26 protein-coding genes and 1 tRNA gene are annotated in these 25,821 nt (G+C 63.6%); 7 read left to right on the top strand and 20 right to left on the bottom strand.

Annotation, left to right across the window (positions count from 1 at the left end):
- The 5 genes from EAH89_RS25725 to EAH89_RS25705 are packed head-to-tail and all read right to left on the bottom strand — an operon-like array spanning position 1 to position 4,541.
- Positions 1–765, bottom strand: coding sequence for a type IV secretion system protein (locus tag EAH89_RS25725; protein WP_161993758.1), 765 nt, complete (start codon positions 763–765; stop codon positions 1–3).
- 32 nt (positions 766–797) lie between these two features.
- Positions 798–3,380, bottom strand: coding sequence for a VirB4 family type IV secretion/conjugal transfer ATPase (locus EAH89_RS25720; RefSeq protein ID WP_140886561.1), 2,583 nt, complete (start codon positions 3,378–3,380; stop codon positions 798–800).
- Positions 3,373–3,690 carry a VirB3 family type IV secretion system protein gene (locus EAH89_RS25715; protein WP_140886560.1) on the bottom strand — a complete coding sequence of 106 codons (318 nt, stop codon included), beginning with the start codon at positions 3,688–3,690 and terminating at the stop codon, positions 3,373–3,375. Before EAH89_RS25715 ends, EAH89_RS25720 begins: the two co-directional genes overlap by 8 nt.
- A gap of 3 nt (positions 3,691–3,693) precedes the next feature.
- Positions 3,694–3,897: a hypothetical protein gene (locus EAH89_RS25710; RefSeq protein WP_140886559.1), complete on the bottom strand. Its 204-nt coding sequence runs from the start codon at positions 3,895–3,897 to the stop codon at positions 3,694–3,696.
- A 14-nt stretch (positions 3,898–3,911) separates the two neighbouring features.
- Positions 3,912–4,541 carry a transglycosylase SLT domain-containing protein gene (locus EAH89_RS25705; RefSeq protein ID WP_161993757.1) on the bottom strand — a complete coding sequence of 210 codons (630 nt, stop codon included), beginning with the start codon at positions 4,539–4,541 and terminating at the stop codon, positions 3,912–3,914.
- A 139-nt stretch (positions 4,542–4,680) separates the two neighbouring features.
- On the opposite strand from EAH89_RS25705, the gene EAH89_RS25700 reads away from it, so the two are divergent.
- The gene (locus tag EAH89_RS25700) at positions 4,681–4,983 is read left to right on the top strand and encodes a helix-turn-helix domain-containing protein (protein WP_140886557.1); all 303 of its coding nucleotides are present in this window, start codon (positions 4,681–4,683) and stop codon (positions 4,981–4,983) included.
- Between the two features lie 23 nt (positions 4,984–5,006).
- On the opposite strand, the gene EAH89_RS25695 is transcribed toward EAH89_RS25700, so the two are convergent.
- Together EAH89_RS25695 and EAH89_RS25690 are read right to left on the bottom strand one after the other, a co-directional pair.
- Entirely contained in the window at positions 5,007–6,233 is a 1,227-nt protein-coding gene (locus tag EAH89_RS25695) for an LPD7 domain-containing protein (protein WP_140886556.1), read from the bottom strand.
- A gap of 77 nt (positions 6,234–6,310) precedes the next feature.
- Positions 6,311–6,760 (bottom strand): hypothetical protein, encoded by a 450-nt coding sequence (locus tag EAH89_RS25690; protein WP_140886555.1) that lies wholly within the window; start codon positions 6,758–6,760, stop codon positions 6,311–6,313.
- 289 nt (positions 6,761–7,049) lie between these two features.
- Between EAH89_RS25690 and EAH89_RS25685 the strand changes: the two genes are divergently transcribed.
- The gene (locus tag EAH89_RS25685) at positions 7,050–7,262 is read left to right on the top strand and encodes a hypothetical protein (protein WP_140886554.1); all 213 of its coding nucleotides are present in this window, start codon (positions 7,050–7,052) and stop codon (positions 7,260–7,262) included.
- 1,163 nt (positions 7,263–8,425) lie between these two features.
- Here EAH89_RS25685 and EAH89_RS25680 read toward each other — a convergent pair.
- Positions 8,426–8,851, bottom strand: coding sequence for a hypothetical protein (locus EAH89_RS25680; protein ID WP_140886553.1), 426 nt, complete (start codon positions 8,849–8,851; stop codon positions 8,426–8,428).
- A 495-nt stretch (positions 8,852–9,346) separates the two neighbouring features.
- Here EAH89_RS25680 and EAH89_RS25675 point away from each other — a divergent pair, with 495 nt between their 5' ends.
- Positions 9,347–10,075, top strand: coding sequence for a hypothetical protein (locus EAH89_RS25675; RefSeq protein WP_140886552.1), 729 nt, complete (start codon positions 9,347–9,349; stop codon positions 10,073–10,075).
- Between the two features lie 622 nt (positions 10,076–10,697).
- Here the strand turns inward: EAH89_RS25675 and EAH89_RS25670 are convergent.
- From EAH89_RS25670 to EAH89_RS25655, 4 genes are all read right to left on the bottom strand, one after another.
- A complete protein-coding gene (locus EAH89_RS25670; protein WP_161993756.1) occupies positions 10,698–11,852 on the bottom strand; it encodes a replication protein C, IncQ-type in 1,155 nt (384 codons plus the stop codon).
- Complete coding sequence (locus EAH89_RS25665; RefSeq protein ID WP_140886550.1) at positions 11,842–12,816, bottom strand: DUF3991 and TOPRIM domain-containing protein; 975 nt, start codon at positions 12,814–12,816, stop codon at positions 11,842–11,844. The genes EAH89_RS25670 and EAH89_RS25665 overlap by 11 nt, the downstream gene beginning before the upstream one ends.
- Before the next feature lie 518 nt (positions 12,817–13,334).
- Positions 13,335–13,874 (bottom strand): helix-turn-helix domain-containing protein, encoded by a 540-nt coding sequence (locus EAH89_RS25660; RefSeq protein WP_206667681.1) that lies wholly within the window; start codon positions 13,872–13,874, stop codon positions 13,335–13,337.
- A 156-nt stretch (positions 13,875–14,030) separates the two neighbouring features.
- Positions 14,031–14,855 carry a recombinase family protein gene (locus EAH89_RS25655; RefSeq protein ID WP_241667211.1) on the bottom strand — a complete coding sequence of 275 codons (825 nt, stop codon included), beginning with the start codon at positions 14,853–14,855 and terminating at the stop codon, positions 14,031–14,033.
- Positions 14,856–14,961: 106 nt separating this feature from the next.
- Between EAH89_RS25655 and EAH89_RS25650 the strand changes: the two genes are divergently transcribed.
- Together EAH89_RS25650 and EAH89_RS25645 are read left to right on the top strand one after the other, a co-directional pair.
- The gene (locus EAH89_RS25650; protein ID WP_161993755.1) at positions 14,962–15,273 is read left to right on the top strand and encodes a type II toxin-antitoxin system HigB family toxin; all 312 of its coding nucleotides are present in this window, start codon (positions 14,962–14,964) and stop codon (positions 15,271–15,273) included.
- On the top strand, positions 15,270–15,872 hold the full coding sequence (locus EAH89_RS25645) for a helix-turn-helix domain-containing protein (protein WP_140886547.1): 603 nt from the start codon (positions 15,270–15,272) through the stop codon (positions 15,870–15,872). The genes EAH89_RS25650 and EAH89_RS25645 overlap by 4 nt, the downstream gene beginning before the upstream one ends.
- A gap of 219 nt (positions 15,873–16,091) precedes the next feature.
- Here EAH89_RS25645 and EAH89_RS25640 read toward each other — a convergent pair whose 3' ends face one another.
- From EAH89_RS25640 to EAH89_RS25610, 7 genes are all read right to left on the bottom strand, one after another.
- Complete coding sequence (locus tag EAH89_RS25640; protein ID WP_140886546.1) at positions 16,092–16,589, bottom strand: hypothetical protein; 498 nt, start codon at positions 16,587–16,589, stop codon at positions 16,092–16,094.
- Positions 16,590–18,295: 1,706 nt separating this feature from the next.
- Positions 18,296–18,550 carry a helix-turn-helix domain-containing protein gene (locus tag EAH89_RS25635; RefSeq protein WP_140886545.1) on the bottom strand — a complete coding sequence of 85 codons (255 nt, stop codon included), beginning with the start codon at positions 18,548–18,550 and terminating at the stop codon, positions 18,296–18,298.
- Complete coding sequence (locus tag EAH89_RS25630; RefSeq protein WP_140886544.1) at positions 18,547–18,915, bottom strand: hypothetical protein; 369 nt, start codon at positions 18,913–18,915, stop codon at positions 18,547–18,549. Before EAH89_RS25630 ends, EAH89_RS25635 begins: the two co-directional genes overlap by 4 nt.
- 176 nt (positions 18,916–19,091) lie before the next feature.
- Positions 19,092–19,853 (bottom strand): hypothetical protein, encoded by a 762-nt coding sequence (locus EAH89_RS25625; RefSeq protein ID WP_140886543.1) that lies wholly within the window; start codon positions 19,851–19,853, stop codon positions 19,092–19,094.
- 435 nt (positions 19,854–20,288) lie between these two features.
- Positions 20,289–20,765: a hypothetical protein gene (locus EAH89_RS25620; protein WP_140886542.1), complete on the bottom strand. Its 477-nt coding sequence runs from the start codon at positions 20,763–20,765 to the stop codon at positions 20,289–20,291.
- Positions 20,766–20,768: 3 nt separating this feature from the next.
- Complete coding sequence (locus tag EAH89_RS25615; protein WP_140886541.1) at positions 20,769–22,841, bottom strand: DotA/TraY family protein; 2,073 nt, start codon at positions 22,839–22,841, stop codon at positions 20,769–20,771.
- A gap of 592 nt (positions 22,842–23,433) precedes the next feature.
- A complete protein-coding gene (locus EAH89_RS25610; RefSeq protein WP_140886540.1) occupies positions 23,434–23,724 on the bottom strand; it encodes a hypothetical protein in 291 nt (96 codons plus the stop codon).
- 169 nt (positions 23,725–23,893) lie between these two features.
- Between EAH89_RS25610 and EAH89_RS25605 the strand changes: the two genes are divergently transcribed.
- A complete protein-coding gene (locus tag EAH89_RS25605; RefSeq protein WP_140886539.1) occupies positions 23,894–24,199 on the top strand; it encodes a hypothetical protein in 306 nt (101 codons plus the stop codon).
- Between the two features lie 51 nt (positions 24,200–24,250).
- Positions 24,251–24,322 (top strand) — tRNA-Ile (locus EAH89_RS25600).
- Positions 24,323–24,332: 10 nt separating this feature from the next.
- On the opposite strand, the gene EAH89_RS25595 is transcribed toward EAH89_RS25600, so the two are convergent.
- Positions 24,333–25,073, bottom strand: coding sequence for a hypothetical protein (locus EAH89_RS25595; protein WP_140886538.1), 741 nt, complete (start codon positions 25,071–25,073; stop codon positions 24,333–24,335).
- Positions 25,074–25,821: the final 748 nt, after the last annotated feature.

The raw sequence follows: 25,821 nt of genomic DNA, 5'->3' as shown, positions 1-25,821 counted from the left end.
TCAGCTCCCTACGCCGGCGGTTGCGGGCGCCTGAGCCGGTGCCCCGGCCCGGCCGTCGAGGACGGTCAGGGCCTCGTCGATGGACTTCTGAAGGCGCTCTTCCTGGCGCAGTTGATCCACCTGGGCCTGCGCCGCCTGATAGCTGGCGGCGGCCTGCGCCTGGACCTGCTGGTTCTGGATCTGCGCCGTCTCGGCCTGAAGGCGCACCATCAGCGCCTCCCGCTCCGTCGGATCGCGCGCCGTGGAGAGCCGCGCCTGCAACTGCGCGAGAAGCGGCGACCGCTGGGCGGCGCTTTCATGCAGCTGCAGCGCGACGCCCTGCGCCCCGGAGAGGGACGACGCTCGCCGGATCATCTCGTCCTGGGCGAAGTTCCCGCCCTGGACGCGATAGACCTGATTGGTGGTCGCCGTGCTGCTCACCAGCCCGCCAAGGGATGCGAGGGAGCCCTGGAGGCCCCCCGTGCCGTTGAGCAGGGATTGCAGGACGTAGGGGTTCACCGGAAGCGGGTTCTGGATCCCCACGGCGCCGAGCGCGCTGACCGCCGACCCGAGATCGGTGATCCGCGTGGCCGCCTCCCACACCGTCCGCGCCTGGGTGTAGGTGCCCTGGACCTCGGTGTAGATCGAGCGGGCCTGCTCAAGCTGCTTGCCCATCTCGATCCAGTTCTGCCCCCAGTTCAGTTGCTGGGTGATCTCCTGCGCGCAGTTCGCGCAGAAGATGGCCGCCGCCGGCCGCTGAGTGCCGCTGCTGGTCAGCAGCCCCATCCCCACCACAGTGACGGCGAGTGCTCGCCTCATCATGACGTCATTTCTCCAAAGGCCGGCTCCTGGGCATCCGCCTGGCGCTTCGCCGCAACGAGGCTGCGCAGGCGGTGGTACTCCGCGACGAACCGGACAGGGTCGCGGCGCACATCGTCGGGGATCGCGTCGATGATCCGCAGCGTGTGGTTGGACGTGGAGAGGATCGCGAGATCGTCGCCCATCCCGGCTAGGGGAAGCTGCTGGATGCTGCTCTCGCTTCCCTTGCACAGCAGGAAGCGGCCCGAGCCCTTACCGATAGTCTTCAGTGCCTCGAACTCGCCATCGCTCCGCTTTAGCCCTTCCACGAAATCCGACCGGCTCACGCTGGGGTTCGCGAAGTGCATCTGGTTCGGGCATTGCTCTACCAGAGAGGCGACCACCCCGGCAGCGATGACGTCGGACGGCGACTGGCTGATGAAGATCAGTGCCCCGTTCTTGGAGCGGATCGTGCGGCCGGACGTGATGATATTCGCTCGGAACACCTCATCGGCCAGCGCCCGCCAGCCTTCGTCTACCGGCATCAACAGGGGGCGTCCGTCCAGCATCATCTCGGCCACGAAGAACAGGAAGGTCATGGCCGGGCCGCGGGCGCGGGGATGGTCGAGTAGCTTGGTCGTGTCGAAGGCTTGGCAGGCGTGACCGAGATCGACCGCGCATTCCGGGGCGTCCAGCACCCAGCCGAGTTCCTCGCCCCAGCACCACTTGCGGAAGCGGGCGCCGGCGCCGTTCTCTCCGGCTCCCAGGAAGGCGAGGACGGAGCCAAGCCAGCGGTCGCCCGGCTCGTTCTCCATCGTCGTCTCGATCCCTAGCGCCAGCCGGTTCTCTTCCTCGGCCGTGATCGGCCCTTGGCCATCCGAGAGGATGCAGCCGTGAAGAAGGGTGAAGATCATGGTGCGGGCGTCAGAGGTGTTGGGCAGGGTCTTCATCGGTGCGAAGCAGGGCTCGCCCTGCTCAAGCACGCGGTACCGTTCGCCCATAGCATACCAAAGCGCCTGCCAACCCCGCTTATGGTCGAGGGCGAAGATCCGGCCCCCGAGCTTTGCCATGCGGGCGCGGGTGCAGGCGATCAAGAAGCCGACGCCTGCCGACTTGCCCGAGCCCATCACCCCCGAGACGAAGGTGGAGCCGACCGCGGCGTCCCCCTCGCCGTCGTGCCAGTGGAACTTGTAAGGGGTGCCGCCGCTGCTGCGGAGGATGGCGATCGGACCGCCCCAGCGGCTCGTCTCGGCGCCCCCAGCGTAGTTATGCAGCGGGGCGAGGCCCGCAAAGTTCCGCGAGCTGATCGCGCCCGGGCGCACCCGGTACTTCGTGTTGCCCCCCATCATGGAGAGCCACGCTGCCATGAGGGCCTTGTTCTCGCGCGCGACGGTGGCAGCCGAGGACGCCAGGCGCTTCCAGGCGTCGTCCACCACATCGTTCAGCGCGTTGGTGCCGGGCCGGCCGACGACGGTATCCAGGACCTCGCGGATGACGTTGGTAACGGCCGTCGGTAGGCCGACGCGCCCGAAGGCCCGCGCCAAGCGCTCATACATGGCGCCGCCACCCACCGCCCGATCCGCGAAGACGCAAAGGGTCAAGTAGTGGTCGCCCATGACGAAGCGTCCGGCCTGAAGGTCGGCCGCGAACTCGTCCAGGCCCGCTAGCTGCTTAAAGGCGCGGTCATTGGCCCACACCATCCGGTTCTGTTTCCGGGTGATGACGTCCTGTCCTTCGGACTGCTCCATGTAGCGGAAGGTTTGATGAAGCGTGAACCGGAAGGGGGCGGCGAGCAGCGTGTTCAGCACGCCGGGATAGGTGATGGCCGGGTACTCGCGGAAGCCGAGATGGGCGGCGAAGGTCGTCCAGCCCGGCCCCCTGATCTCGATGTGCTCATGATGGAAGACGACATCCTCGCAGAAGGCGGTGTTGCCGATCCGGCCGGTCGTCATCGGCACGGGCCGCCACACGCCGGTCAATGCGAAGACCTCCGCCTCCACCATCTCGTTGAAGGGCGCATTCACGCGTGGGAGGGAGCCGGGGACCGTGCGGAGGGTCACGCCGAGCCGCCGCAGGCCGTAGCCGCGCAGCTGCTGCTCGACCAGGGCGCAGGCCCGGTTGAGGTTGTGCAGGCGGGTGGCGGCGCTGTCCTCGCCTTTCGCCGTCTTCGCCGCGGCCTCGTTCACCTTGTCGCCGATCCACTCGCCGGCAGGCTGGGCCGGGCGGAACTGCAGGGTGATATAGAGGCGGTTGAAGTAGAGGTTCTGGTGCACCAACCCGTCCTCGTAGCGCGCGAGCATCGGCGCTACGAAGGGGAGATCGGTCTGCCCGAAGGGAATGGTTGAAGGGTCCACGATGCCCCGGCACAGGCGCACGCCATGGACGAGACGATCCGTGTGGATGTTCCGCATGACGGCGTTGATCTCGTCCATGCTGCCGACGAGATCGACCGGCTCGCCCGTCTCGGACGGGATGCCCGCGACCTCATAGATCGCGTAGGCGCTGCCGTCCGAGAGCAGCATGGCGTTGTCGGCCAGAAAGTCCTCGTAGGGCACCCAATCGCTCAGCAGCGGGACGGCTTTGATCCGCAGGCGGTCAAACATAGCTGGGCATGTCCTCGGGCTTGCGGGCGTTCTGGGGCGGCAGGGCGTAGAGACACGGGCCGATGACGCGCGCCTTGGTGTCGAGCCACATGCGCCACTCGCGGAAAAAGTTCGGGTTCTTGTTGGCGAGCGCCCGCATGATCGGGTGGAACAGCAGGAAGATCAGCCAGTAGAAGGGGCTGCTCATGACAAGGCCGAAGAAGAACGAGCCGAAGAAGTTAGTGTAGTAGCCCTCCATCGGCACGCCCCTCTTCATGGCGGGCCGCGTGCAGGCCAGGTAGAGCGTGTCGCCCGCAAACCCGCCGGACATGGATCAGCTCATTCCGAGCGAGATGTAGGTGCGGACGAGATAGGCGCCGATGAAGGCGCCGCCGCCACACGCCATGCTGACGAAACCCGCACGCGGCGGCAGCATCTGCGCGGCAGCCAGGAGGAAGCAGGCAGCCACGCCGCAGACGATCAGCGCGACTCCGAAGGGGCCGAGCAGGAAGGTGGAGATGGCAGTGAGAAGGCCCATGGGGGGACTGTTCCTTAGCGGTTGAAGGTGAGTTCCCGTCCGGTGCCCGGGCGCAGAACCGTCGCTGTCGGACGCTGCGTAGGGGTCGCCGTGGCGGCTGGGGGCGAGGGGAGGCTAGGGGCCTCCTCCGTCGCGAGGGTGTTGCGGGCGCGGAGCGCGGGCAGGATCCGGCGCTCGAAGTTGACGCGCACGCGGTCGGCGTAGCCGTTCGGGGTGAAGCGGCCGGAATTGTAGCAATGCAGGGAGGCGTCGAGCCGGTCCTGCTCGGGCAGCACGGCGGGCGCCCGGCCGAAGCACTCGGCCAGGACCTCGATGCCGATGCGTGCCGCGGTGCACGGGTCGAAGGCGGCGCTGGGCGGCAGGCCGCGCTTTTGAAGGTGCCCGGCGCGCAAGTTCAGCTGCGTCGCGCCCATGTCGATGTTGGTCACGCCCTGGGCGATCAGCGCGTCGACGTAGGCCGTTGCCTCCTGCACCGAGCCGAAGCGCCGGGACGCGACGGAGCGCCCCGCCTCATTCACATGCACCGAATAGGGATGAAAGCTGCTTTCGGTCGCAACGATGGCCGCCAGCATCGGCACCTCGGCCGGGGCGACCCCGCAGGCGGGGGCCAGGGCGAGGAACGCCGTAACAGTCAGCGCACTCACCGGCTGAGCTCGCTGATGGGGAGAGGTGGGGTAGTGCGCTCCGACATTCTGTTCGGATCCAAAGGTGGCTCGCGATGGACAAGTTAGTTCTCCCGAGCTTATCTTGCAATCTCCGAAGATGGCAGGAACATCTCCAAAGATGCACGGCATTGTCAGAAAGGCCTTGGCAGCCCAAGGCTGCGGCCCGATGCTGACCGGAAATCAAATCGCTGCGGCGCGACGCCTTGCGGGCTTCAACTCGCAGAAAGCTTTTGCGGAGGTCGCGGGCGTCAGCAAACCGACCGTCGAGAGGGCCGAGGGCGCAGGACCTGCCCTGCCCAACCTAAAAACCGAACAGATGGCGCGTATCGTTCAGGCTCTAGAAGGTGCCGGAGTCGAGTTTTTTCTAGTGCCTGGAGCTTCGCTGGTCGGCGGTGCAAGTATTAAGCGCCGTACCAAGTGAGGGCGCTCAGCAGCGATGAGTGTTCACCGTACGCGCGGCGGCGTACGCGACGTCGGTTTTAGATCGAGCGAGGGCGCTCCCCAATCCTGTTGCGCCGCTTGGACCCGGTGCTCGAGCTCGCGGATTTCAGTTGCAAGGTCACGCTTCCGAAGCTGGGTGAGTTCGGTTGTGAGGCGCGATCGATCGAGTGCCGCCTGGATCTCCACCTTGCCGGCCGGCGACGCCAAGTACCGCGCCCGGTCGCGACGCGCCAAAGTGGCATCATTCAGAGCAGCCGCCGCCGTACCGTGCTGTTGGGCGAGTACCTCGGCCTCCAGTTGCCATTGAGCCGCACCAGCCAAGCTGAGCCACTTGAATATCCGCCCAGGGCGGGCAGTCTGGTGCTCTGTAAGCGTTCTCGACGCTGCTCGCGCCTCGTGTTTTGCCTGCGCAAGTGTCGCATCGGCATCGGCGATTAAGCGCTCACGCGCATCTTCCAGAGTCTGCAGCGGGGCATCTGCCCCAATTTTCGCAAGACGTCCGCGAGCATCACGGATCTGCCGGTTCATCGCGCCGACCCACGCCGCCTGATCTGCCGGTGCCGCGTCCCTACCTGGAGCAGATGGGATCCGGCGAGTGCTGGGCCCCTTCCGCCGTCGCGCCAGCTCCTCGGCGCGCGCCTGTCCGAGTACCTCCAAAGCTCTCACGTCGATAACCGGCAGGTGGTGCGGTCGCTCGCTGTGGCCAGTGTCGCTGCTCTTCGGATCGCGCTGGTCGAGTGATGCACCCGGCACCGGCGCTACAGGAAGCGCAACCGATGACGCGCTGTTGCGAGGATCTAGCCGTTCCACTACGGGTGCGCGCGTCAATATCTGCCGCAGGGAAAGGCGCGGCTTGTCTCTGACGGCCACTTCTCCGTCGATCTTGCGCTTCCGTTTTACCTCTTCTCGTTCCCAGGCCGCCTGGACGGCATCTGGAGGCTGCCAGTTAGTTACCTCGATCCCGCGCCTCTGGGCGGCCAACCACATCGCCGCCTTAGCCCCCTCGTCGCCGGCGATCTCGATGCGCGTCCATCCGTGGGCGGCTGCCATCGCGATCATCGTCCGGGCAGCGGCATCCGACATGTCGGATGCCTCGATCAGCGCTCCATTGTCTCGAATGCACGTGCCATCATGCAACGTCGCCTCGACATGGTCTGCCGCGGTACGAACCCGGGCCAGATCGGTGGCGATGCCGCCCTCGAGCTGCCCCACATAGAACTCGGAGAGCAAGGCAACCTTGTAGGCCTGGCGGCCGGTGGGCGCGGCTGAGCGCACAACGGCGACGCCGACCCATGCAGCGCGTGCCGCTAGTGGACCTCTGAGCTGTCCGACGGCAGCTCCTCGGGCGTTGCGGGCAAGGCCTTGGAGGCGGTCGAGGGTGCGGCGGCGGTCTTGCTTGGCAAGCGCGCTTCGAGTGCGGAGAGTCTCAGCCCGAGCGCCGCGGTCTCCTCTCGGTGCAGCCGGGCTATTTCCACGATCACCTTCTGTGTGGCCAGCATCTCTTCGAGCAGCCGCAGCATCGTGTCGATGGGGCTCTCTCCCTCCCCCTCCTCCTCGTCCAGCAACGCCTGCAGGCGATCGACGCCCTCGGCCGCTCGCCGGAGGATGATCGAATCCTCCGGCGGTAGCAGTTGATTTACTGGCTCCTCCGCGGGGATCCCTGTTTCCCATGGCTCCGGCGTCTCGAACTGGGCTTCGGGCTCCTTGCCCCTGAGCTGGTCCACCGTGTCCAGGTCTGGTGACTGATCGTGCGGCATCGGCTGCGTCCTTCGCAGTGTTGAGCCACGCGCCTAGACGAGCCGCGCGGCTGGGGTGAGACAGGCGGTCCCGGAGCTGGATCGCAGCCCCGCGCAGGGCGAGGCTCCGGGTTTCGGGTGCGGCAGGTGGCGCCATGGGGACGGCTGTCGCCGTCAGCGGTGCGCTCGCCAGCCGGCGGGCGTCCACGGCATCGGCGACCAGCGATGCGAGGCGTCCAGGATCAGGGGCGGTCCGTGCCGCCTCGACTGCCTGGCGGCCATCCCCAGCTTGAGCCGTGAGCCGCGCCACGTGCTTGGGATCCGCGCGCAGCAGACTTTTCTTTGTCCGGCGCATCGCCTGGCGGCGACGCCGCTCACCCATGGCGTCGAGGTCAGCAGAAGCGGCTGCGGGTGGCGTCAACGCCGCATTGGCCAAACCTCGGCGTTCGGCGGCTTGCTCTGCAAAAGCGGCAAGGCGGGCTGGGTTGACTCCTGCCAGGATGCGCTCAGCGCGGCGACCTGAGAGGCGGCCTGCCCTCCCGGGATTGGTCGCAGTAGGCACGCCAGCCGCAGGTATAGATGGAGGGGGCGTCGGCGAGGCGGCGATCGCCTCCGCGGCTTGGAGGTCAGCTGTTACCTTGGCCGCGACCTGCGCCAGGTGCTGAGGATCCGCACGCAGCAAAATCTTTTGGGCTCGGCGCATCGCCCGGCGCCGCTGCCGCTCACCCATAGGCACCGAAGCGGCCGAGCGCGGGGCGTCGGTTGCCGGGCCAAGGACCGGCAGCGGCTCTGCGGCGGCTGGGTCGCGCTGCCGCATCGCTGCTGCGGCTTCGGCTGCCTGGGGCAGGCTAAGCCCGCCTAGACGCGCGCGCACATCGGCCTCCCGGATCGGCTCTCCCCCGGCGTCGCGGGCGGCATTAGCCAGGAGCCGCCGGAGGCCATGCGGCGCTCCGGATGAGTCGATCAGGACAAGGCCGTCGGTTCCATGCGCCACGCTGAAGCCGTGGCTCTCTACGGCCGCCACGAAGGCGGGTCCGCTGTCCGCCGCCCGCCAACCGGTTAGCGCCGCCAGACCGAGGGCACGGCGGTTGACGCCGGTACGCTCCTGCTGGGCGCGCTCAGGCGGGGTGAGTGGAGATCTGGCGCGCTTCCCATCTAGGGCGCCGGCGGCTTGCATTGCTGCGACCACGTCGTGCCGGGCCTCGCGGATCAGGGCGTTCCGAACCGCTAGGTTGTGCGCGCCTTTCGTGATCGCCGCGCCGGTCTGTACCTCGGTAATGCGGTGGATTTTCTCCCGCCTCCGGCGTTCATTTCCGAGGCGTACGCATGCTCCTGAGGTCAGTGCCAGGGAGTAGACGCGATGCCTGTGCTCGCGGTTGTGCTTGACGTGGATGACCTCGAAAAAAGGTTGTCTTCCAAGGTGGTACTCAGCCTCGAAGCGGTCCCAGTAGTCAGCCCATTGCTCCTCGGTCCATGTAGAAGCACAGTCTGGGTCCGCATGGACGTGATAGAGGGGCCGCTTGCTGATCGCATGGGATGCCAGGCGCTCCAGCTCGCGGATCTGCGCGGCGGGGGTATCTGCGACGACGCCACGGGTCGCTCCGGCACGCACCTCATCGTTGTCCCGCGGATTGAGCAAGTGGCGCGCAAGCGCAGGGCCACCAGCGCCGCGTACCGCTCCGCCGATCATTGGGCGCCCCGCTCGAGGGCTAGCAGGGCCACCTTGATCTCATCGATCTCAAGGGCGTGGACGCGGTACCTCAGCGCGAGCGCATCCAGGAGAGCGAGGGTCTCAGCCTGGGAGCCGGCCAGGCGCGCGAATACGGCCGATTTGGTCAGGGCTCCGGTCGCCTCGCCGAGGGCCTCGCGCAGGCCGGCAATCGCCTGGACCAGCTCGGAGGGAGCGGCGTGCGAGCGTGCGCGCCTGGACACGGGGGCCGCGTCGGCCGCCTCGGCGCCCAGGGCATCCACCAGGAGCACACGGACCCAGGCCGCGTCGGAGAGGCCCACGGAGGCCGCGGCGGCCGAGAGGGCGGTAGCCGTGCCGGTCGGCAGCCGTACCAACACTTGGCCGGCCATCCTGCGCGTCTCGGTGCCCTGTCGCCGCGGCACGTTCGGGACTCCTTCTTAGGCCGGCGCAGAGCGGCGGCTGGGGTGGTGCAGGAGGGGGTTCCCCCCACCTGCTGGGGTCCACGGGGCGAAGCCCCTGGCCAGCTGACCGTGGAGCGTGCCGGAGGCGCGCGGATACGGTCACGGCTGGCTAAGGCCATGATGCCAAAAAGAAATGACCTCCAGGTGAAGCGGGCAGGTTTTCTGCCTCTCGGGAAACCGAATTTTCGAAGGTCGAGAAGACCGAGAGTGGAGCGATCAAGCTCCCGAGTGTGGGCCTCCCGTAGGCCTTCCATGGGCACACGGAATGCACACGCCATGGGCACACGGAGTGCCCGCGCTGGCCCCCCGCTGGCTGCACCGGTTCACCCTCAGCAACCCGAAAACGTGATCTTCGTTAATCGTTCCTGCATTTGATACGGATGTCCGTATCATATACTGTCTGGACATCGGAGGCAGCAAGCAAGCCGCCCCCACTGAGACAGGACACCGAACATCATGCTGACCATGGAAGAGGCCGAGGATCTGATCGCTCGCTGGGAGGAGGCCGATGACGAACTCAGGGCGGACTTCCTGCTGGATGTGATCGGCCGCATCGATCCCACGGGCGACGCGACGCACGAGTGGGCCAACAATTTTGAGCAGGACTACGTGACCGGCATTGAGGGCGGCGCGGTGTTGGCGTGGGGTCGCGACGTCGGCCGGCACCGCGAGCTCGAGATCGTCCGGCGCGCCGACCACTCTCCCGGCCCGCTCAATGACGATGAGATCACCGCCACGATCGAGAGCATGAAGCGCAAGGGCAACCGGCTGACGATCCGAGGCGTCACCGCCGTGCTCAAGGAATACTCGGGCGTGACGCCGTCGGCCTCACGGGTGCATGCGCACCTGCGCCAGCATCGCGGGGAGCAGCCGGAGGGGCGGGATCCCGTTGCCGCTCTCCGGGCGCAGGACGCCGAGGCCAAGCAAGCCGCGCGGCGCGCTCGGAAGGCCGCTGCCGAGAGGAAGGCCGCCGATCGGCAGGCGGAGCTCCTGGCCGCCGTCGCCAGCATCGAGGCCCTGCTCAGGGAGGCCATCACCTGGGGCCAGTCGTCTGCGGCAGACGGCCAGCACCCTCCCCCGCGGGCTGTGCTGGCCCACATGCAGCGGAGGCACCAGGAGGGCAACCTGCCAACCTATGCCGACATCATAACCGAGACCCTGGAGCGCCTGATGCGGGCCTCCTGAGACGGTGAGAAGGCCGCCCCTTCGTTCGGGCAGCCTTCGTCGTTTCGGCCCCAGCCATACCCCGGATACCTCCCCCAAGACGTGTGCCTATGATAGCCACAGGGAGATGGGCGCTGCAGCCTTTGCCTCTTCCTACGGCCCTTTGCGCCGCTTGCGGCGCCGCTAGAGAGATTGCGGCCGCAGGCCGCTCCGCTTTTCATCGGATCAGGACGGGCCTTTTCTTTCTTATATATATAGTTGTAATTATAGTAGGCAGTTTTAGGGCCTCTTTCGTCCGCTACCCCGCTGTTAAGAAACAACATTCTACCAACTTCCAGGACAGCTAGTACGAGTATCACATCGTACTAGCTGTCCTAGCTGCCGTTTGCACGGACAGCTAGTACGAAACGCAAGGACAGCTAGTACGAGTCATGCATGTCACTCCAGGACAGCTCCTACGAGTAACCATGGACAGCTAGTACGACTCGCCCGGACAGGTAGTACGACTTCAGCAAACTTTCTAAGACAGCTAGTACGAGTTGCTGTTCGTACTAGCTGTCTTGGCTTGAAACGGAAGCCTTGTTCAGACGCCTCATCCAGCCAAATTGCTACTTGTCCTACGAATGAATTCCTTACTTGTGTACTACCTGTCCGGGCTGCCCTTGGCTTCCGGGCTGCGGACGTCCCGGTGGTATAGGTCGACCGCCACCACAACTGGTTCTCTGTGTCCCGCAACTTTGTCGCGGACCTCAAGCACCTCCCAGGCAGGCTTGAGGACGTTGAGTTGAAGTGCAGCGGTGATCGCGCGGTTTCGCTGCCTAGCCCGTGTGTCGGGTTTTACGTCGGCCGCTGGCCCGTACAGCATTTCAGCCAGATCCTCTGGTGAGTATCTGGTAGGCCCTTTCCGCGGGTCCGATGACGCCCGTAGGGCTTCTGAGAGGTGGCAGTGAATGATCCTGGCGCCATCACGGAGCTGCCGGTACTCTGCGAGATCGACACTGACCCCAGCATCCAGCGACAAACGGCTGCTGATCAGTGCGGACGTCAGCCTAGCATTCAGCCAAACGATGAAGTCATTGGTTGCTCCATCATACTCAAAATAAATCAGGTTTTCTCCTGATTGCAGGTTTATTGAGTTACTGCCGCTACGGCCGAGATTTGTGTATCCAACTCGTGAAAGCCGCAGTAGGGACGCCAGTGTCCTCACATAGTTTTTCTGCCCGCGACTTAGCCCGCATTCCGTCATAAGCGCGTAGATCGACCCGCGCGCCTCCAGATATTCTCCCGACTGCCATGCAGGCCCCTTGGCTTGCAGGCGTGAGCGCAGCACATCACGGGAAATCTCTTTCAGCAGAGATGCCTGCATTCTGCGCTGGGGCAGCCGCCTCACCGAGGCTGCCCTAGTAGCCTCGTACTTGTAGCCATTCCGATGATTCATCTTAGCGATGGCGCTCAGTGCCAGGAGCGTTGTTAGCTCCTCAACGCCAAGAGCGTAGGTCGGCTCAATGAAGTAACGGAATCCGTTCATCTCGACGACGCTGGTCGTGCCGGTCGCCTTGCCTTCTAGGTTGCTGATTGATGCACCTTCACGCAGTGCGGTTACCAAGCTTTCGAGTTGGTCCTTGTGTCTCAAGCGCGGGTCAACGATCCGGAATACGCCTCGACCGCTCAAAGGTCTGTCAAGGAGCGCATACGAACTGATCGGCCGGGCGCGGGGACGGGCCACCGCTGCCGGGCCAGCCTTCTCAGTGGTTTCAGACGGATCGGTGCCGGAAGCGGGGTGCTGATCACTGAGCATCTCGTTGCTCCCCATGCATTTGCTGCAATCGTTGGTTTTTCACGAACTCGTTCCAATCCTTAAAACCAGCATAGGGTGGAACGCGATCTTCGGTGATGCTGCGGGCGATTGATCCGAGACGTTCACTTAGAGATGCGACGAAGTTGTCGCCAGCGACATCTCGGTCTGACGCCAAGACGAGATCGAGACCCGAGGCTAAATCGGTCAGGATGCCCCACGTCTCCTCCGCAATTGCGCCCGCGTGACTGGCATAAAGGGTATCCCCACGGCACCCGTCCACCTGAGCGTAGCTCAGCGCGTCGATCGCGCTCTCACAAAGTACCAGGCGCCCAGCTCCTAAAGATTGCCAAGGGAAGAAGAGAGCTTTCCCACCGCCCTTTGCATACCCGTCGAAACTCGGGCCACGCCTTTCCCAACCGGTCGGAACACCAGGAGTGCGAGGGTCGGCATGGAGGAACCACACAGTACCATAGGGACCCTCTCGTAGCCGCTCTATAGCTCGCTTGATCAGCGCCTCATTAAGGCCTCGCGCTTCGGTCAGGTATGCCCATCCGAGGGATCCTTCGCAAAGCCTTGCTTGGCGGCCCCAGACTCCACGATCAAAGGCGGTCGGCGTTGGGCGCAGGCGCGGCGGTGAGGCTGGCCGGCGGATGCGGTTCACCGCGGCACCACCGCCAGTCCAGCGGCGCAGTGCCACACGGGCACGACCGAGACTGTCGCCAGTCAGATCCTGCCAGAGGGAAATGACGTCACCGCACCGCCCGCCCCGACCACCATCCCCTCGCACGGACATCCATCCAGTCCCATGACCGTCGGCAAGCTGGACTACGACGATATCATCAGCCTTCCGGTACTTGGCACTCGCATCGGTGCTTTCACCGACATCTCGGATGTATCCGTGCTGTTCGAGAACGCGCGTGCAGCAAATTTCCCGTTTAAAGGATTCGAGTTCCGGATCAGCCACAGCTACTTCCTTTTACCCTCGCCCGAGGGCGGCCAATTAAGGCGGCCCGCCACCACATCCGCGAGCAGCAGCCGCAAACCGGCGCTCAAACCAAGCCCCCTGTCAGCGAACCGCCGCTCAACCGCGTCACGCACGTCCGCCGGAACACGGAATGAGATCTGCGCCTCAAGCTGCAGAGGGCGGCTGGGCTCCGCCCGCCGGCGCCGCGGCCTCTCGATCACCATCGTCACTCTGATCCCCACGCAAGATTTTGCACTACAAGATATGGCGCCCGGCGGCGCTTGTGCAACTGCCTAGATGTCGTTCGCTCGTGCTGCACGGCGCCGGAGGGCCGTAGGAAGGAGAAATGGCCGTGCGTGCCCAGCATTACCCCCGCATACCTTCCCGAAGACGCGCCTGCAGGGCGGCCCTTAGGCGCTGCCCGGTGCCCCTTTTTGGCTCGATCACGTCACTGGCTTAGGCAGGCGTCCCTGTTGGCGAGAGCTGAGGAAGCGGCGGGCGCCTTGCCGAAGTGCGGATCACTCAGTCAGGAGGCGATGCAGAGGTTCTCTAACGGCCGCTGCGATCCGCGCCATTGTATCGATGGTGCTGTTGGCGACACCTCGCTCGACCGCACTTAGATCCGACTGAGCGATGCCGGTTAGGCGTGCCAACTCTATTTGCGTGAGCCCGCGCCCTTCCCGCGCTTTCCTCACGTTCATGCCAAAGATTACCTTCTCCGACGAATTTGACCGTCGAGAGCGGCGCGCAGGTGCGCTTACCTGCACTGCAGGCTCCACCACTTCACCAATTGGGATGCTAGTGGCGGCCTCTTGCGGCTGTGGCAGTTGAGGGGCTAGGTCGCCGGCAGCAGCTGCCGCTAAGACGATCTGCTTACGCTCAATCAGCCTCAGCCACAGCTTGCTGAAGGAGGCTCCCGGGTACGGACTACCGTCTTCCCGGGCGACGCCCACCCTGGATGCTGCCAGGGCAATATCGTCCCACGTCAGCCCCTCCTCCCGGCGGCCGTGGTCCACGTCGACAGCCTCGCGCCGCAAGAAGCGCGCGATGTCGCCCAAACGGCCTCGCCCTCCCCTACCCCGCGTCGGTTTGTTGTCTTGTGCGAGCCAAGTGCGGATGGCGCCTGTACTAGGTGGTGGCTGGAGCCCCGGCATGATTTCGACCTTCCTCGATGTGCTTGCGTAGTTCGATAGGTGCCAGATAAGGCGCGAACGTCACGCTGCTATTCGGGCAAGGACGCGGCGCACAGTCTCGGCATGCCAGGGAGCCACACGACCGCTCGGAAGCGGCACGCCGCGGGCAGTGAGTGCACCAGCCAAGTCCCGTAGGGTGGAGGCGCCGGCTCGGCGAGCTGCATCGAGATAGGGACGCACCTCGACTGCGCGTTGGTTAGCAATGGCCGACCAGGCGCTGCGAGCGTCAGCCGCGGTTGCGCTGCTTCCCGGCTGTAAATGAGGGTTACCGAGTTTCACGCCGCGTGCCTTGGCGGCGGCGAGGGCAGCCTTGGTCCGTGCCGAAGTGGCGCGGGCCTCTTCCTCGGCAACGAGCGCCATGACGCCAATGGTGAGACGGTTGGCGTGGGGCATGTCGGCGGCCAGGAACTCGACGCCAGCCTTCTCCAGCCCGAGGAGGAAGTGTGCGTCGCGCGCGAGGCGGTCAAGCTTGGCAATCAGCAACACGCATCGGCGAAGTCGACACTCGGCGAGCGCCAGCCGCAATTGGGGGCGGTCGCCTCGACGGCCGCTCTCCACCTCCTCGAACGTCGCGACGACGATGCCGCCGTGCCTTGATGCGTGTTGGGCGACGGCTTCGCGCTGAGCGTCCAAGCCAAGGCCAGAGCGTCCCTGCTTGTCGGTGGAGACACGGTAGTAGCCGACGAAGTGAGGGGATGCAGCCGCATTCATGCCGCCGCCATACCCCGTTAAGCCAAAATTCACAATCTGAAAGGAACGTTTGAAAGATTGGGACAGACCGCCGGCTGACAGCAGTTGATGGCGGGTGGGCGCCAGCCCTAGGATGGCAATCGCCCTCTCAGTCATGCTTAGGCACGATAAAAATTTCCCTCCTAGGGAGCTTGGGCTTGAATCCCCTTGACTGCTTCCCAGATTGGGAATATTCAGATTCCCAATCTGGGAATCGAGTGTTGTGGAAGTCCTCTCGTTCAAGCTGCTCGAGAAGTACTGGAAGCGAAAAGGCAACGAGAAGGCTGAGAAGCCGCTTCGAGATTGGTTTGGGATTGCTGAACACTCTGAGTGGAAGACAACTATCGAGGTCAAGAACACGTTTCCGCAAACAGATTTTCAGCCAAGAGGTCGAGCGATCTTCGATATCGGCGGTAACAAGTTCCGGATAGTTGCTCGCATCGAATACCAGAACCAAATTGTTCGAATCGAGGAAGTCCTCGATCACACAGAGTACGACGCTTGGAACGAGAAGCAGAGGAGGCAGGGAAAATGACCGCGACAGCCGTGAGCGAGTACCGCACTGCTCTTCGTGTGATCCCCGTCATCACCAACGATCTGGAGCATGACGCAGTCCTCGCTGAAATCGATGCTCTTATGGACCACGAGCCAAACCGGGATTCTCCGAACGGTGTGCGCCTTCGACTGCTCGCTAGGATCGCGGCTGAGTTTGAGCGAGAGCATTACTCCATTGAGCCACTGAGCCCACCGGAGACCATCGCGTATGCAATGGAGCGGCACGGCATTACCCGCGTACAGATTGGTGAGATCGTCGGCGGAGCGTCCCGTGTTGCAGACCTGCTCAATGCTCGCCGCCGCATCCGGGATGTGGACCAGCTCCGCGCACTGGCAGCATTGCTTCGCGTACCATTTGACCTACTAACGGTGCCCTATGCGACAACTGAGCCGAAATCACGCAGCGTAGCCCCTGCTAAATCGGCCGCGACTGTTGTGAAGAAGCGCTCGTTAGGGCAGCGCAGCGCCATAAAGAAGGCTGGAGAAGAGAAAGTCACTGGGATTAGGCGGTCAGGTGGCACCACTGGCGCAATGCGTTTAGCTGCCTCTGCAAGGCGAACCAAAACGACGAAAGCCTGAGCAGGAGAGGAACGTACGAGTGCCGCCTACCGAATCCTTGGGCAATCCGCTTCTGGCGCGCTTGGCATCTCTGCGGCGGCTGTACCATCACCTTGCTCACGGAGGACACCCAACGCCACGCGATGAGCTCTGGCTTGGAGAGCCCGTAACCATTGAGAATCTGAGTCGGCAGATCCGAGACTTGGAGCGCGTCGCGACCCGGGGCCGTACTGAAGTGCTCTAATGCCGCGTCGGCGGCTCGGTCCCCGGTCTAGGGGCGATCGTGACCTTGAGGCGAGCATCGAAGTAGTCTCGCAGCGCAGCCCGCAGCGCGCGGACCCACTCGTACGACCCGCCCGATTTCATAAAAGCCTCCTGTTTCGGGCTGTGTACCTCGGGCTGGAAGTGAAAGACGCTATTGCGGAAGAGCCTCAATGCGGAGGTCATGTCCTCCCGAGCCAACAGTTCGTCCACGCGGGTATCCACGCAGCCGAGCTCGCGCCAGCCCTCGATGACCACGTAGAGCAGCGAGTGATGGACGCAGACCGCGAGCATGACAGAGCGCTGGTAGGTCGTGTCCGCCCAGTATTCCTCGGGCGTCAGCTCCCTGGGGCCATGTCGGATCTTGTGGAGCATCGAGCGTCGCAGATGGTCGCCGATCGCCTCAGCAGTGGTCCAGTGCTGGTGCAGGGCCACCAGTTTATCGACCCACTGCTCGTGCCTTTCGTCTTCGTCCACGCCTTCTTCCCCCCACCCCACTCACCACCCGCTCAAGGGGAATGCCGTCGACGTGTTAAACGTTGAGATCTGGTGCATCCTACCTCGTGTTGTCTGAAGAGGGTTTGTGGACGTAGGGCGGCGGGAGCTTGCCGTGGTCAAGCCAGCTATCGACGATACGGATAATCTCCCCGACATTTCCGATACCGCCCCAATGCGCTTGAGGTCCATGGGGAAATCCCTCGAGGCTAAAGCCCCAGACGGTCTGCTTTTCATTCGATCTGAGCTGGGCTCCACGATACTCGTAGAGACCGCCACCTTCAGAGGTGACAGCCTTCAGCGTACGTAGTTTGTGAGTGGCAGACGTGTCAGACATTTGTTTGTGGCCTCATGTGCTGACCGGACGAGCTATGTCGGCAAGGGCTTGATTGTCGCGCCCCGGCCTCCGCCGAATCCCCCAGTCACGCGGTCAGGCCTGTTTACTAGAGAAACAGAGGCAGGGCGCTGCCGGCACCGGCCACAGCGCAACCGTGCATCAATGCGGCTCAGATCGGTGTCCGGTCCACGTTCCTTCGCGAGCAGTCGGATAGGGTAGTCCACTCGGTATCCGCACCCGCACTGGATCATGAGCCACCAGTCGAGATGGTCGCGAACTGGGGCCCTGGGGGCGGGCTTGTACAGGTGGTCGTAACTCACGCGCGAATCCTCACTGACGCTTCATTGGGAGAAGCGGGACAGCCTACGCCCGACGTGAACGATTCGGGAACATGGAAGAGAGGGCCATGTCGGTTCTGGCAGGCGTCTGAGGTTAGCTTCGCCAGAAAAACGGGGGCTGCCGAAGCAGCCCCCGCCTCCGTTAAGTCAGGATCTTGATGAGACCTGCGATCGCAAGGATCACGGCCGCCACGTCGATCTTGAGCGTAACCCGTAGATTTACCCGCATTGGGGTCGTCTCCACGGCCGCGACGCGCCGCGCACCGGTGAGGGTTTGCGGTGTTGGCCCCCACGAACGGATTTGCCGCCGTTAGCAGGACTTATCGGCCCCAGAGGCTTCTTGGCCTTCGTCACCCCTGAGTAGCGTGTGGAACCTCTATTCGCTAACGACCCGGCGGCGGCCAAACTAACCGGATTACGGGCACCGCCCGCCCTCCGCACGCCCTCGCGACATCAAGGCACGCCTCGTGCGGGTTGTCCGCCATGTCCTCGGTTTTCCAGGCCGAGATGGCAGAGCCCGCCCGCGAAATGTCGGGGTTATGCGGCTCATTGTCTAGAACCTACGTTGATCCCCAGGACCACTCCCCATATTGTGCCGCCTCACCGTGCAGAGAGTCAGAGAAGAGGAAGATCGGGAGCGGGCCCGCGACATTGCGTGGGAATGCGGCGACAGGAGCTGAGGTGTAGGCTGACGCACCTAGTCGGGAGTTGTTCAGTATTCGCTGCGATGATGAGGTTGGTGGCACTGCTCCTCCGCTCTTTCGTTCAGCGTAGGCCATGATTGCTGGCCTCGGCTCGTCGTTCGGCGCCTGCAGTGTCACCATCCACTCCTTCCCTCTAGGTCGTCCGCCTCCAATCTTCACAGGCTAAAATGCATGGCTATCGAAGGTGGGAGCGGTGGCAGCCGCGAGGTGGGAGATGACCGCCGATAGGCCATGCCATGACCTTGGCGAGCCACGGGCGGCCGTACCGGCGGGTGTTGTAGGAGGGTACTTCGTAAGTGACGCGCATGGTCAGATCCCTTTCTTTTCTGAATGGACTGGGGCGGCCAGTGTGAGATCGCCCTCTACGACGAGGCCGAAAAACTGCCGCACCGCACGGCTCGCCATCAGCGCCTCGACGAGCACGACGACGGGGCCGGGGATTTCACGCTCCCCGGACTCCCACCTTCGGACAGTCCGGCCACTCTCTACGCGGACCAAGCGCGCGAATCCTTCGGCACTCAGGCCGACGGCATTCCGCGCAGCCTTGAGCTCCTGGGGTGTCATGTTGCGCCGTTCGAGAGATCGACGGCCTGCTGAGCCTCCTTCACCCGCTCCTCGGCTGTCCGGATCAGGTCTGCGTCGCCGCCCTCTCTCGCCGCCACAAGATTGCGGTAGGCCGCCGCCAGCTTGGCATGCGCGACCTGGCTGGCGTGGGCGCGCCGTGCATCGAGCTCCATGCAATCGCGCTGGGACGCGGCCTTATTCACTTGCTCAGGATCGCCCTCATCCTCCGCGTAACAGCTGCGGCGGTTGAGTTCGGCAATCCTGGCTTCATCCGCGAACGCCTGCGCCAATACTTCAGAATACGAGGCGCGCTGGAGGCAAACCGCATCCGGGGCGGTGACATCGGGGAATTTGAGTTCGACCATGATCGGTATCTTCCTGGCCGGGCGTGATTGCCCTTGTCGGTAGGCATCATATAGGGCCATTGGCCCTAATCCATCAAGAGGTTTTCCGCAAACGCCGCCGGCTAGCAGGGAAGTGCCGCTGCAGCGTGAGATCCACCCACGATGCAGCGTCGTCATATTCCGGCGTTTTCGTGGAATCAGCGGGGGCCGTGGCGGTCGGTGTCGTAAATGTCTCGCAGAGCGACCTCGGTCGCGTCGGACAATTCGTCTTCGTTCAGCCCGTTTTCGCGTGCCAACTTCTCCACGAGTTGCCCGGCAGACCCCTCCAGGTGGTAGTCCGCAAACTCCTCCGCGTCGTCGCAAGCCTCTGCGTCCTCCGTTGGGCCGTCCTCATAACCGGCGTCCACCTGCGCGGCGATGACCGCTGCAGCCTCCTCCAGCGTCATCGGCAGGCCGTGGCGGTCACGGTCGTAGATTTCGAGCAGAGCGGCCTTGGTCGCGGCGGACAGCTCGTCTTCGTCCAGGTCGTTCTTGCAGGCGAGTTCCTCCACCAGCTCTCCGGCAGAACCTTCCAGCCAGTGGTCCGCAAACTCCTCCGCGTCGGCGCAATCCTCCGCGTCGTCCGGGGGGCCGTCGGCATACTCAGCATCCACTTCGGCCACAATGAAGGCCGCAGCCTCTTCCAGCGTCATCCGCGGGCCGTGGCGGTCGCTGTCGTAAACGTCCCGCAAAGCGGCCTTGGTCGCGTCGGACAACTCGTCTTCGTCCAGCTCGTGTTCGCGCGCCAGCTTCTCCACCAGCTCTCCGGCAACACCGTCCAGCCAGTACTCCGCGAACTCTTTCGCGTCGTCGCACGCCTCCGCCCCGTTTGTGGGGCCGTCCGCATAATAGGCGTCGGCATCGGCCGCGATGAAGGCCGCAGCCTCTTCCAGCGTCATCGTCGGGGTCTTGTCGGTCATGGTTGTTATCTCTCCGGCCGGGCAAGATGCCCTTGCTGGTAATAGTTATATAAGGCCGTTGGCCCTATATCGTCAACGCCGTTCGGTGCTGAACTTCAGATTTTTACGCGGTTAAATAAAAAGCACCAGAAACACCGAAAGCGTCAATATCACCAGAAACACAAAGTGCTCGACTGCCGAGACCACTTGCGTGCTTTGCTCCTCGCGGCAATTAGCCACCCGAGGATCTGGTAGGGGGACACAAATGACAGCCGAGGAATGGGACCTGCATCTGCAGCTGTCCGTCGACCCAGAGCAGGATCCATTCTCTGCGCTCGAGGACCTGGAAGTGACGGTGCACGAGCACGGGCGCGAGGATCTGCACCCCCTACTCCAAACGTGGCGCGCCAAGTGGGCGCACCTCCGCGGTGCTTGGCTGGAAGGCTCGAGCTCGCCCTAACCCGACGGGACGATGTCGCGCCACTCCTTCAAGTAGTCCTGAAACCGGATCCAACGACGCTCGCGCAGCTGGCGGTGCTGCCAGCCCGCTTTCAGGCCTCTGCAAGCCAGCAAGACGGTCAGGACGGCCGCGCCGGCTGCAGACAGCAGTCCAATGCCGTCGACTGCGGAGAGCGCCAGCCAAGCGGTGTAGACGCCCAACGCGACCGATACGCCGAGCATCAGCGTCGCTGCCTGACAGAGGGTACGAGCCCGGGTGGCCAGAGCAGCGTCCGTCCAGCCGAGGCGCTCCACGGCCGCCTCGAACGACTCTTCGGACTCGATGATCGGAGCACCAGAGGTTCCGGGCGAGCCAATGGAGCGCACAGCGCTACCGAGAACGGCAACATCGTCTCTGAGCTGACGCACCCGGCGCCGGGCCACCCGCCAGGGCAGCAGGCGGTCTGGTATGGTGAGAGAGGAAGTCTGGGCCATGGCCTACCGCCGCTGCTGAGAAGCGCCAGGAGCACCGCCGGAAGGCGAAATACCTGGGGAGATTGAGGGCCGCTTGGGGAAGTTACCAGCGGGCCTGGTGAGAGGCCTGCCAACGGCGGGCAAGTTAGGCAGCCTCAAATGCGTGTTCTGCCCGTGACCCTCAGGCCTAATGTTACCTGCTGAGCCCAGGGCCAGCATCAGCACGCTCTCACTAAGCGAGGAGATCAGGCTGAAGCACATCCAGAAAATGCTTAGCAGCAGAAACGTAAGCACGATGCCGGCGATGATCCAGCCGATGAAAACGAACCGCTGCCCGGCACTGACATCCGTGAAAACCGGGATGAAGCCCTGAAGCAAAATCGCTGCAGAGAACTCCACGACCGTGTACCCCACGATTAGGGAGACCAGCATCATAACTGGCGTTAGGCCGATCCGCAGGACTGCTACCCATCCCGCGGCCGCAGCGCTTGGAATCCATCCATCCCCTTCGAGCTTTACATGCGAGAGAGCGACGACAGGGACGGCCAGAATCGTTGTCCAGACTAGCACCAGGTAGCTGACGACAGAGGTAATCCAGACCGAGAATGGAGTCAGCGGCAGAATGTACGCCAGTGTAAACCCGGTGGTGGTCATCGCCCACATCAGGGGTTTCAGGACGCCGGAGATTGCGCCGATTGCATTGCCCACGCCCGGAATGGATGAGAGCAGCCCGTGCTCGCTGCCGTCGGCGAGGGCTACGCCTGTCAGGCCAACGAACAGCATTGTGTGGCCGGTGTTAACGAGGACCTGAACTGGGCTGGCGCCAGGCGTACCAGCACCCACGACAGACAGCGCCATGTCAGGGAGGCTTGCCCGAATTGACAGGTACACGTCGGTCACCGCTTTCACCTGATCTGCGGCCCAGCCCAACACCTTGTCCAGAAGGCCTTCTGCGGTTTCTGTCTGCTGAGCAGGAGCGGACGCAGCCGAGCTCGGGCTGGACATGATGATCGTGGAGGCCTGGCCGGTTGCTCCGGCACCCATCGCACGCCCATCCGCGAGAGCTTTGCGATGTCCCTCAACTCGCGAAATTAGTGGCGCCCGCACCGCCGTGCGCGCCTCTGTTTCCGCAGCTAGCTTGTCCCACGATACGAGCCGATGCGTCGGCAGGGAGAGGGCTCCATTGCGGATTGCCGCAGCGGATCGGGCCATCTCATTCCAGCGCGACCCAGCCAGGGTCCATGATGTCGTTACGGGCGAGCTGTCGGGCACCAGCCGGACTAGGTCTCGCAAAGCTGCGGCGTAAGTTTGGACGACCTGCTCCACGGCAGCGTAGTCGAGCGGACCAGCGCTAAACAGATTGTCAGGATCTCCGCCCGTGACCCTCGCCTTGGCGATCGCGTCGATCTGGCCTGCCACAGACCGAAAATAGGTGTCTCGCTGGGCATTTATGAGCACCTGTAGGCCCGGTGCGGTTGTGGCATCAGCGACGGGGAAATTCACTTCGCCGCACGGATACCGTGTAGTGCCGGACGCAAACCAGCCGCCGGGCTCCTGGTAGTAGTAAGCGGAGCGGCGATCGGTGGTCTGTAGCTGCAGCGACCGCCGCGTCATTTTGACGTACTCGTACCGGCAGATTGCGTTTTCGAGGTCATCCCACACGACCTGGCGCGCCTGGTCATCTGAAAGCCGCCCGACTGCACTGGCGGCGACCTGCCGAGGAACCTGCATTTGGAGCTTTGCCCAAATACGGGAAGCCAGCTGCACTCCCTCCTCCGCGACCTGGATCACGGCCACCTGGCCGACCGACCACCCGTTGCCAGTGGGAACGAGGAGCACGGCCGCAAACAGGAGGCGCACTGGAACCCAAGCCACCCTCCCCTGCTCGCCAAGGACCTGCCCTTTTGACGCGCTGGAGATCACACCGCTTACCGTTGCGTATACGGCAAGGAGAGAGAAAGCCATGAGCGCGGCGGCATTCAGGTAGAGGGCCAGCTGCCCGATCAAGGGGAAGTTGAACAGTCCCCGGATGAAGAGCAAAAACGGCTCAGGATTGGCCGGATCATAGGCCGGCAGTCCAGGGATATTGTTGAACATGCCGCCCCTCCTCGTCGGAGGTTCTCGCCCGACGACGAGGAACCGCAGCTATTGTGCTCCGGGCACCCGTAACTTTTAGTTTCGCCCGTAGAGTTATGGGCCAGTTTTCTCAGGCAGCGGGCAGACGACCTAGGCGCTAGCGTAAATCGCCACAACGCCGAGCGCCGCAAAGATGCTCCAAGCGAGGACGCACTGGCCCAGGACACGCAGAGCGTTGGTCCGCGCTTCGCGGACGAGGGCTCCCCCTAGTACCAGGGTGGCCACAGCACCGGCTGCTCGTAGGCCACAGGCGAACGTTACAGCGAGCATGGCCAGGCCGACTGTGATGATCATTGGGCCTGCGTGCTGCCCAAGCGTAACTGGATCCACGATCAGTCTCCTCAGCTGTGGCGCGCCAGGCGCCCTTGTGCGTCGCTTGCAGTCAGAGCGAAGGCCGCAAGGGCCAAGGGCAGAGAAGCTGCAGGCGGCAGAACGGCGCTCCCGACCGCGGCTAGGCCAACTGCCTCAGCCATAGCGATCAGGGTCCAGAGCAGCGCTGCCACCGGCAAGAAGCTGACATCCAGCCACCTCAACATCGTCCACAGCCGCGCCATCACGATCCTCCTCCTTCATTGTCACTCGCATCCAGCTTGCGCAGGTCCCGCTTAACTTTCCACCATGTTTGCCGTGTCGTTGTAGCGCTCAACGTCGCACCAGATCCCCCGTGTGTAATGCCGGCAGCCTGAAACTCGGCGGCGACGGCCTCCCAGTCGGGTCTATCCAGCAGCGGCACCAGGCGATCGTAGTGCTCCCGCATCCATCGATAGAGCGGCGATCTGCCTTTCCCTTGGGCTGATGCCCTGGCTATTCGCTCGATCAGCTCCTCATCTTTCGGTGTGGCCACCGTCGTCTCCCAGAATCCAGGGATGATCCTGGCACAGACTCATTGTAGCAGGAAAACATAACCGATGTGTGTAAGTTTTCTCGCGACATGAAGTGGCAGTGTAGCTATCGTGTAGCGGTTCCACCGCCCTCTCAGGGTGCTCAACATCAGTGAGGCCGCAATGATATCTGTGCATGCCAAGCTCGACCGCTTGCTCGCTGAGCAGGCTCAGCAAAGTCAGTCGGTCTCCGAACTGGTGCTCGCGATGGGTTCGCTTGTGGAGGGGATTGCCGGTCTGCTGCCGCGGCCCGGCACACGAGCTGATGCCTCGCCGGCGGCGAGGAACGCCGCCTGCCACGACCTCCTCACTCAGATCTGCGATGGGATTGGGCGCATCGAAGCGGTACTCGAGCACCAGGCTCGCCAATTCGAAATTTCCCCTTCCCTGTCGGCCCGGACACCGAACGTCGACGGTGAAGGAAGCAGGGCCGCATAGTGAAGGATCGATACACGCTGCGGGTCAGGAGAAGCTGACCCGCACGACTACGGGGGTGTCGCCAAGCGGTAAGGCCGGGTGCTCATAACACTCTCATCGCAGGTTCGATTCCTGCCGCCCCCAATGTACGCTGTCACCAGTCTCGCCAGAATGCTTGGCGAGCAGCCAGCTTCTCCTCATCGACGACGGTTAGCTTGGTTCCGTCGTTAACGGCCAGAACGTTGCCGGCGTGTTGAGGATCGAAGGCCTCATTCATCAGCCTGCCGTCCCAGCGACCAAGGTCCTGCTCGGTTCCGACCATAAGGGCGGCACGGAACGCCTCAGGGCTGTTGATCGTGTGTAGCCGCGAGCCGCCCATGTCCGTGATTATGAGTGCGTCGTACCCGCAGTTGGTTACTAGGGTGCCCACGACCTCAGGAAGCCCGGTTGGTACCGGGTGGACTATGGCTCGTGCCGCTTTATCGCCAGCCCAGTAACGGTCATTGAAATGCAATACTGCAGCTGCCTCAGCGTCGCCGAGACGCGACAGCTTGCGCACCAGTGCCAGGACAATCGGGCCGGGCTCCTCGTCTTCGTCGTAGAAATAGCCAAGCAGTGCTGCCCGCGGCCCGGCGTAGCTTCTGACCGGCCCCGCCGTTGCGTGCAGCACGACTAGCCACTCTTCAGGCGTGAGGTCCGGCAGAAGCGCCGTGGCCATAGCAGTGTAGCGGGTGACAACCTCACGGGCCGTTTCACTCCGGCTCGACCCTCCTCCGATCGCATCCAGCGCACCAAGCGTCTGGGAGTCCAGGTAGACGGCAGAGTAGAATTCACCGTTCCGACCTCGCTCGCCGAGCTTCCCCTGTTGGTACATCTGATCCAGCTGCTCCGACATCGAATCCCACAGCGTACGCTTCCGAGCCGGCTGCACACCTGATCCGGTCACTTCGATTTCTCCCGTCGATCCTGTTCAGCACGGAAAGGACATGCCGTGGCCCGATGCGAGTGCAAGGCCGTCTGATTCACTCCGCATCAGCTTTGTTAGTTGAGAGCACTATTCTGGATCACTGCCTTCGGCAGGACAGCAACACTGCGCCATGTACAGGAGTACTCTAGCTCTCAGCAAAGCTAACTAAGGTATCAGATATCTAAGCTATCTGTTGACGTCAAGCTGTGGAGTTTGCGTTGGAAGCAATTCCTCCTCGCACATGATACGCGTCAGCCACCGAGGCTTGCTGCCATTGCTTGGTAGTTTCGGCGCTTCCTACGGTCCCGCAAATCATAACCTTCGACGGCGTACCCAGCACTCTGAAGGGCCTCAGCGATCAGGCTAGTGATAGTGCGTCCGTCAGCGGCAGCTCGCGTTTCGAGGGCCTGCATAGCAGTGGGACTCAGTCGTAATACAAACGGACAGACGGGTTCCAGAGACTTGGTAGCTGCAGCAGGAGTCTCTGGCCCTCTTCCCTCCCCTGCCTGTGCTCCAGTGCGATGCAGTTGCGGCTGCTTCAGTGCATCAGATACAGGGCTGACTGCTGCTGGCGGTAATGCTGGCAAAATGGAGCCAAGGCGGCTGAGTAGCTCAGCTCCTTGCAAGTCGGGCGCCTGGGGTTCCCGGATGGCCGTCGCAGGAGCTGACTGACGAG

The sequence above is a fragment of the Muricoccus nepalensis genome (genome assembly GCF_006438825.1).
Classification (GTDB): domain Bacteria; phylum Pseudomonadota; class Alphaproteobacteria; order Acetobacterales; family Acetobacteraceae; genus Roseomonas; species Roseomonas nepalensis.
Note: the sequence above shows the minus strand (reverse complement) of the source record. Positions and strands in the feature narration are given on the sequence as shown.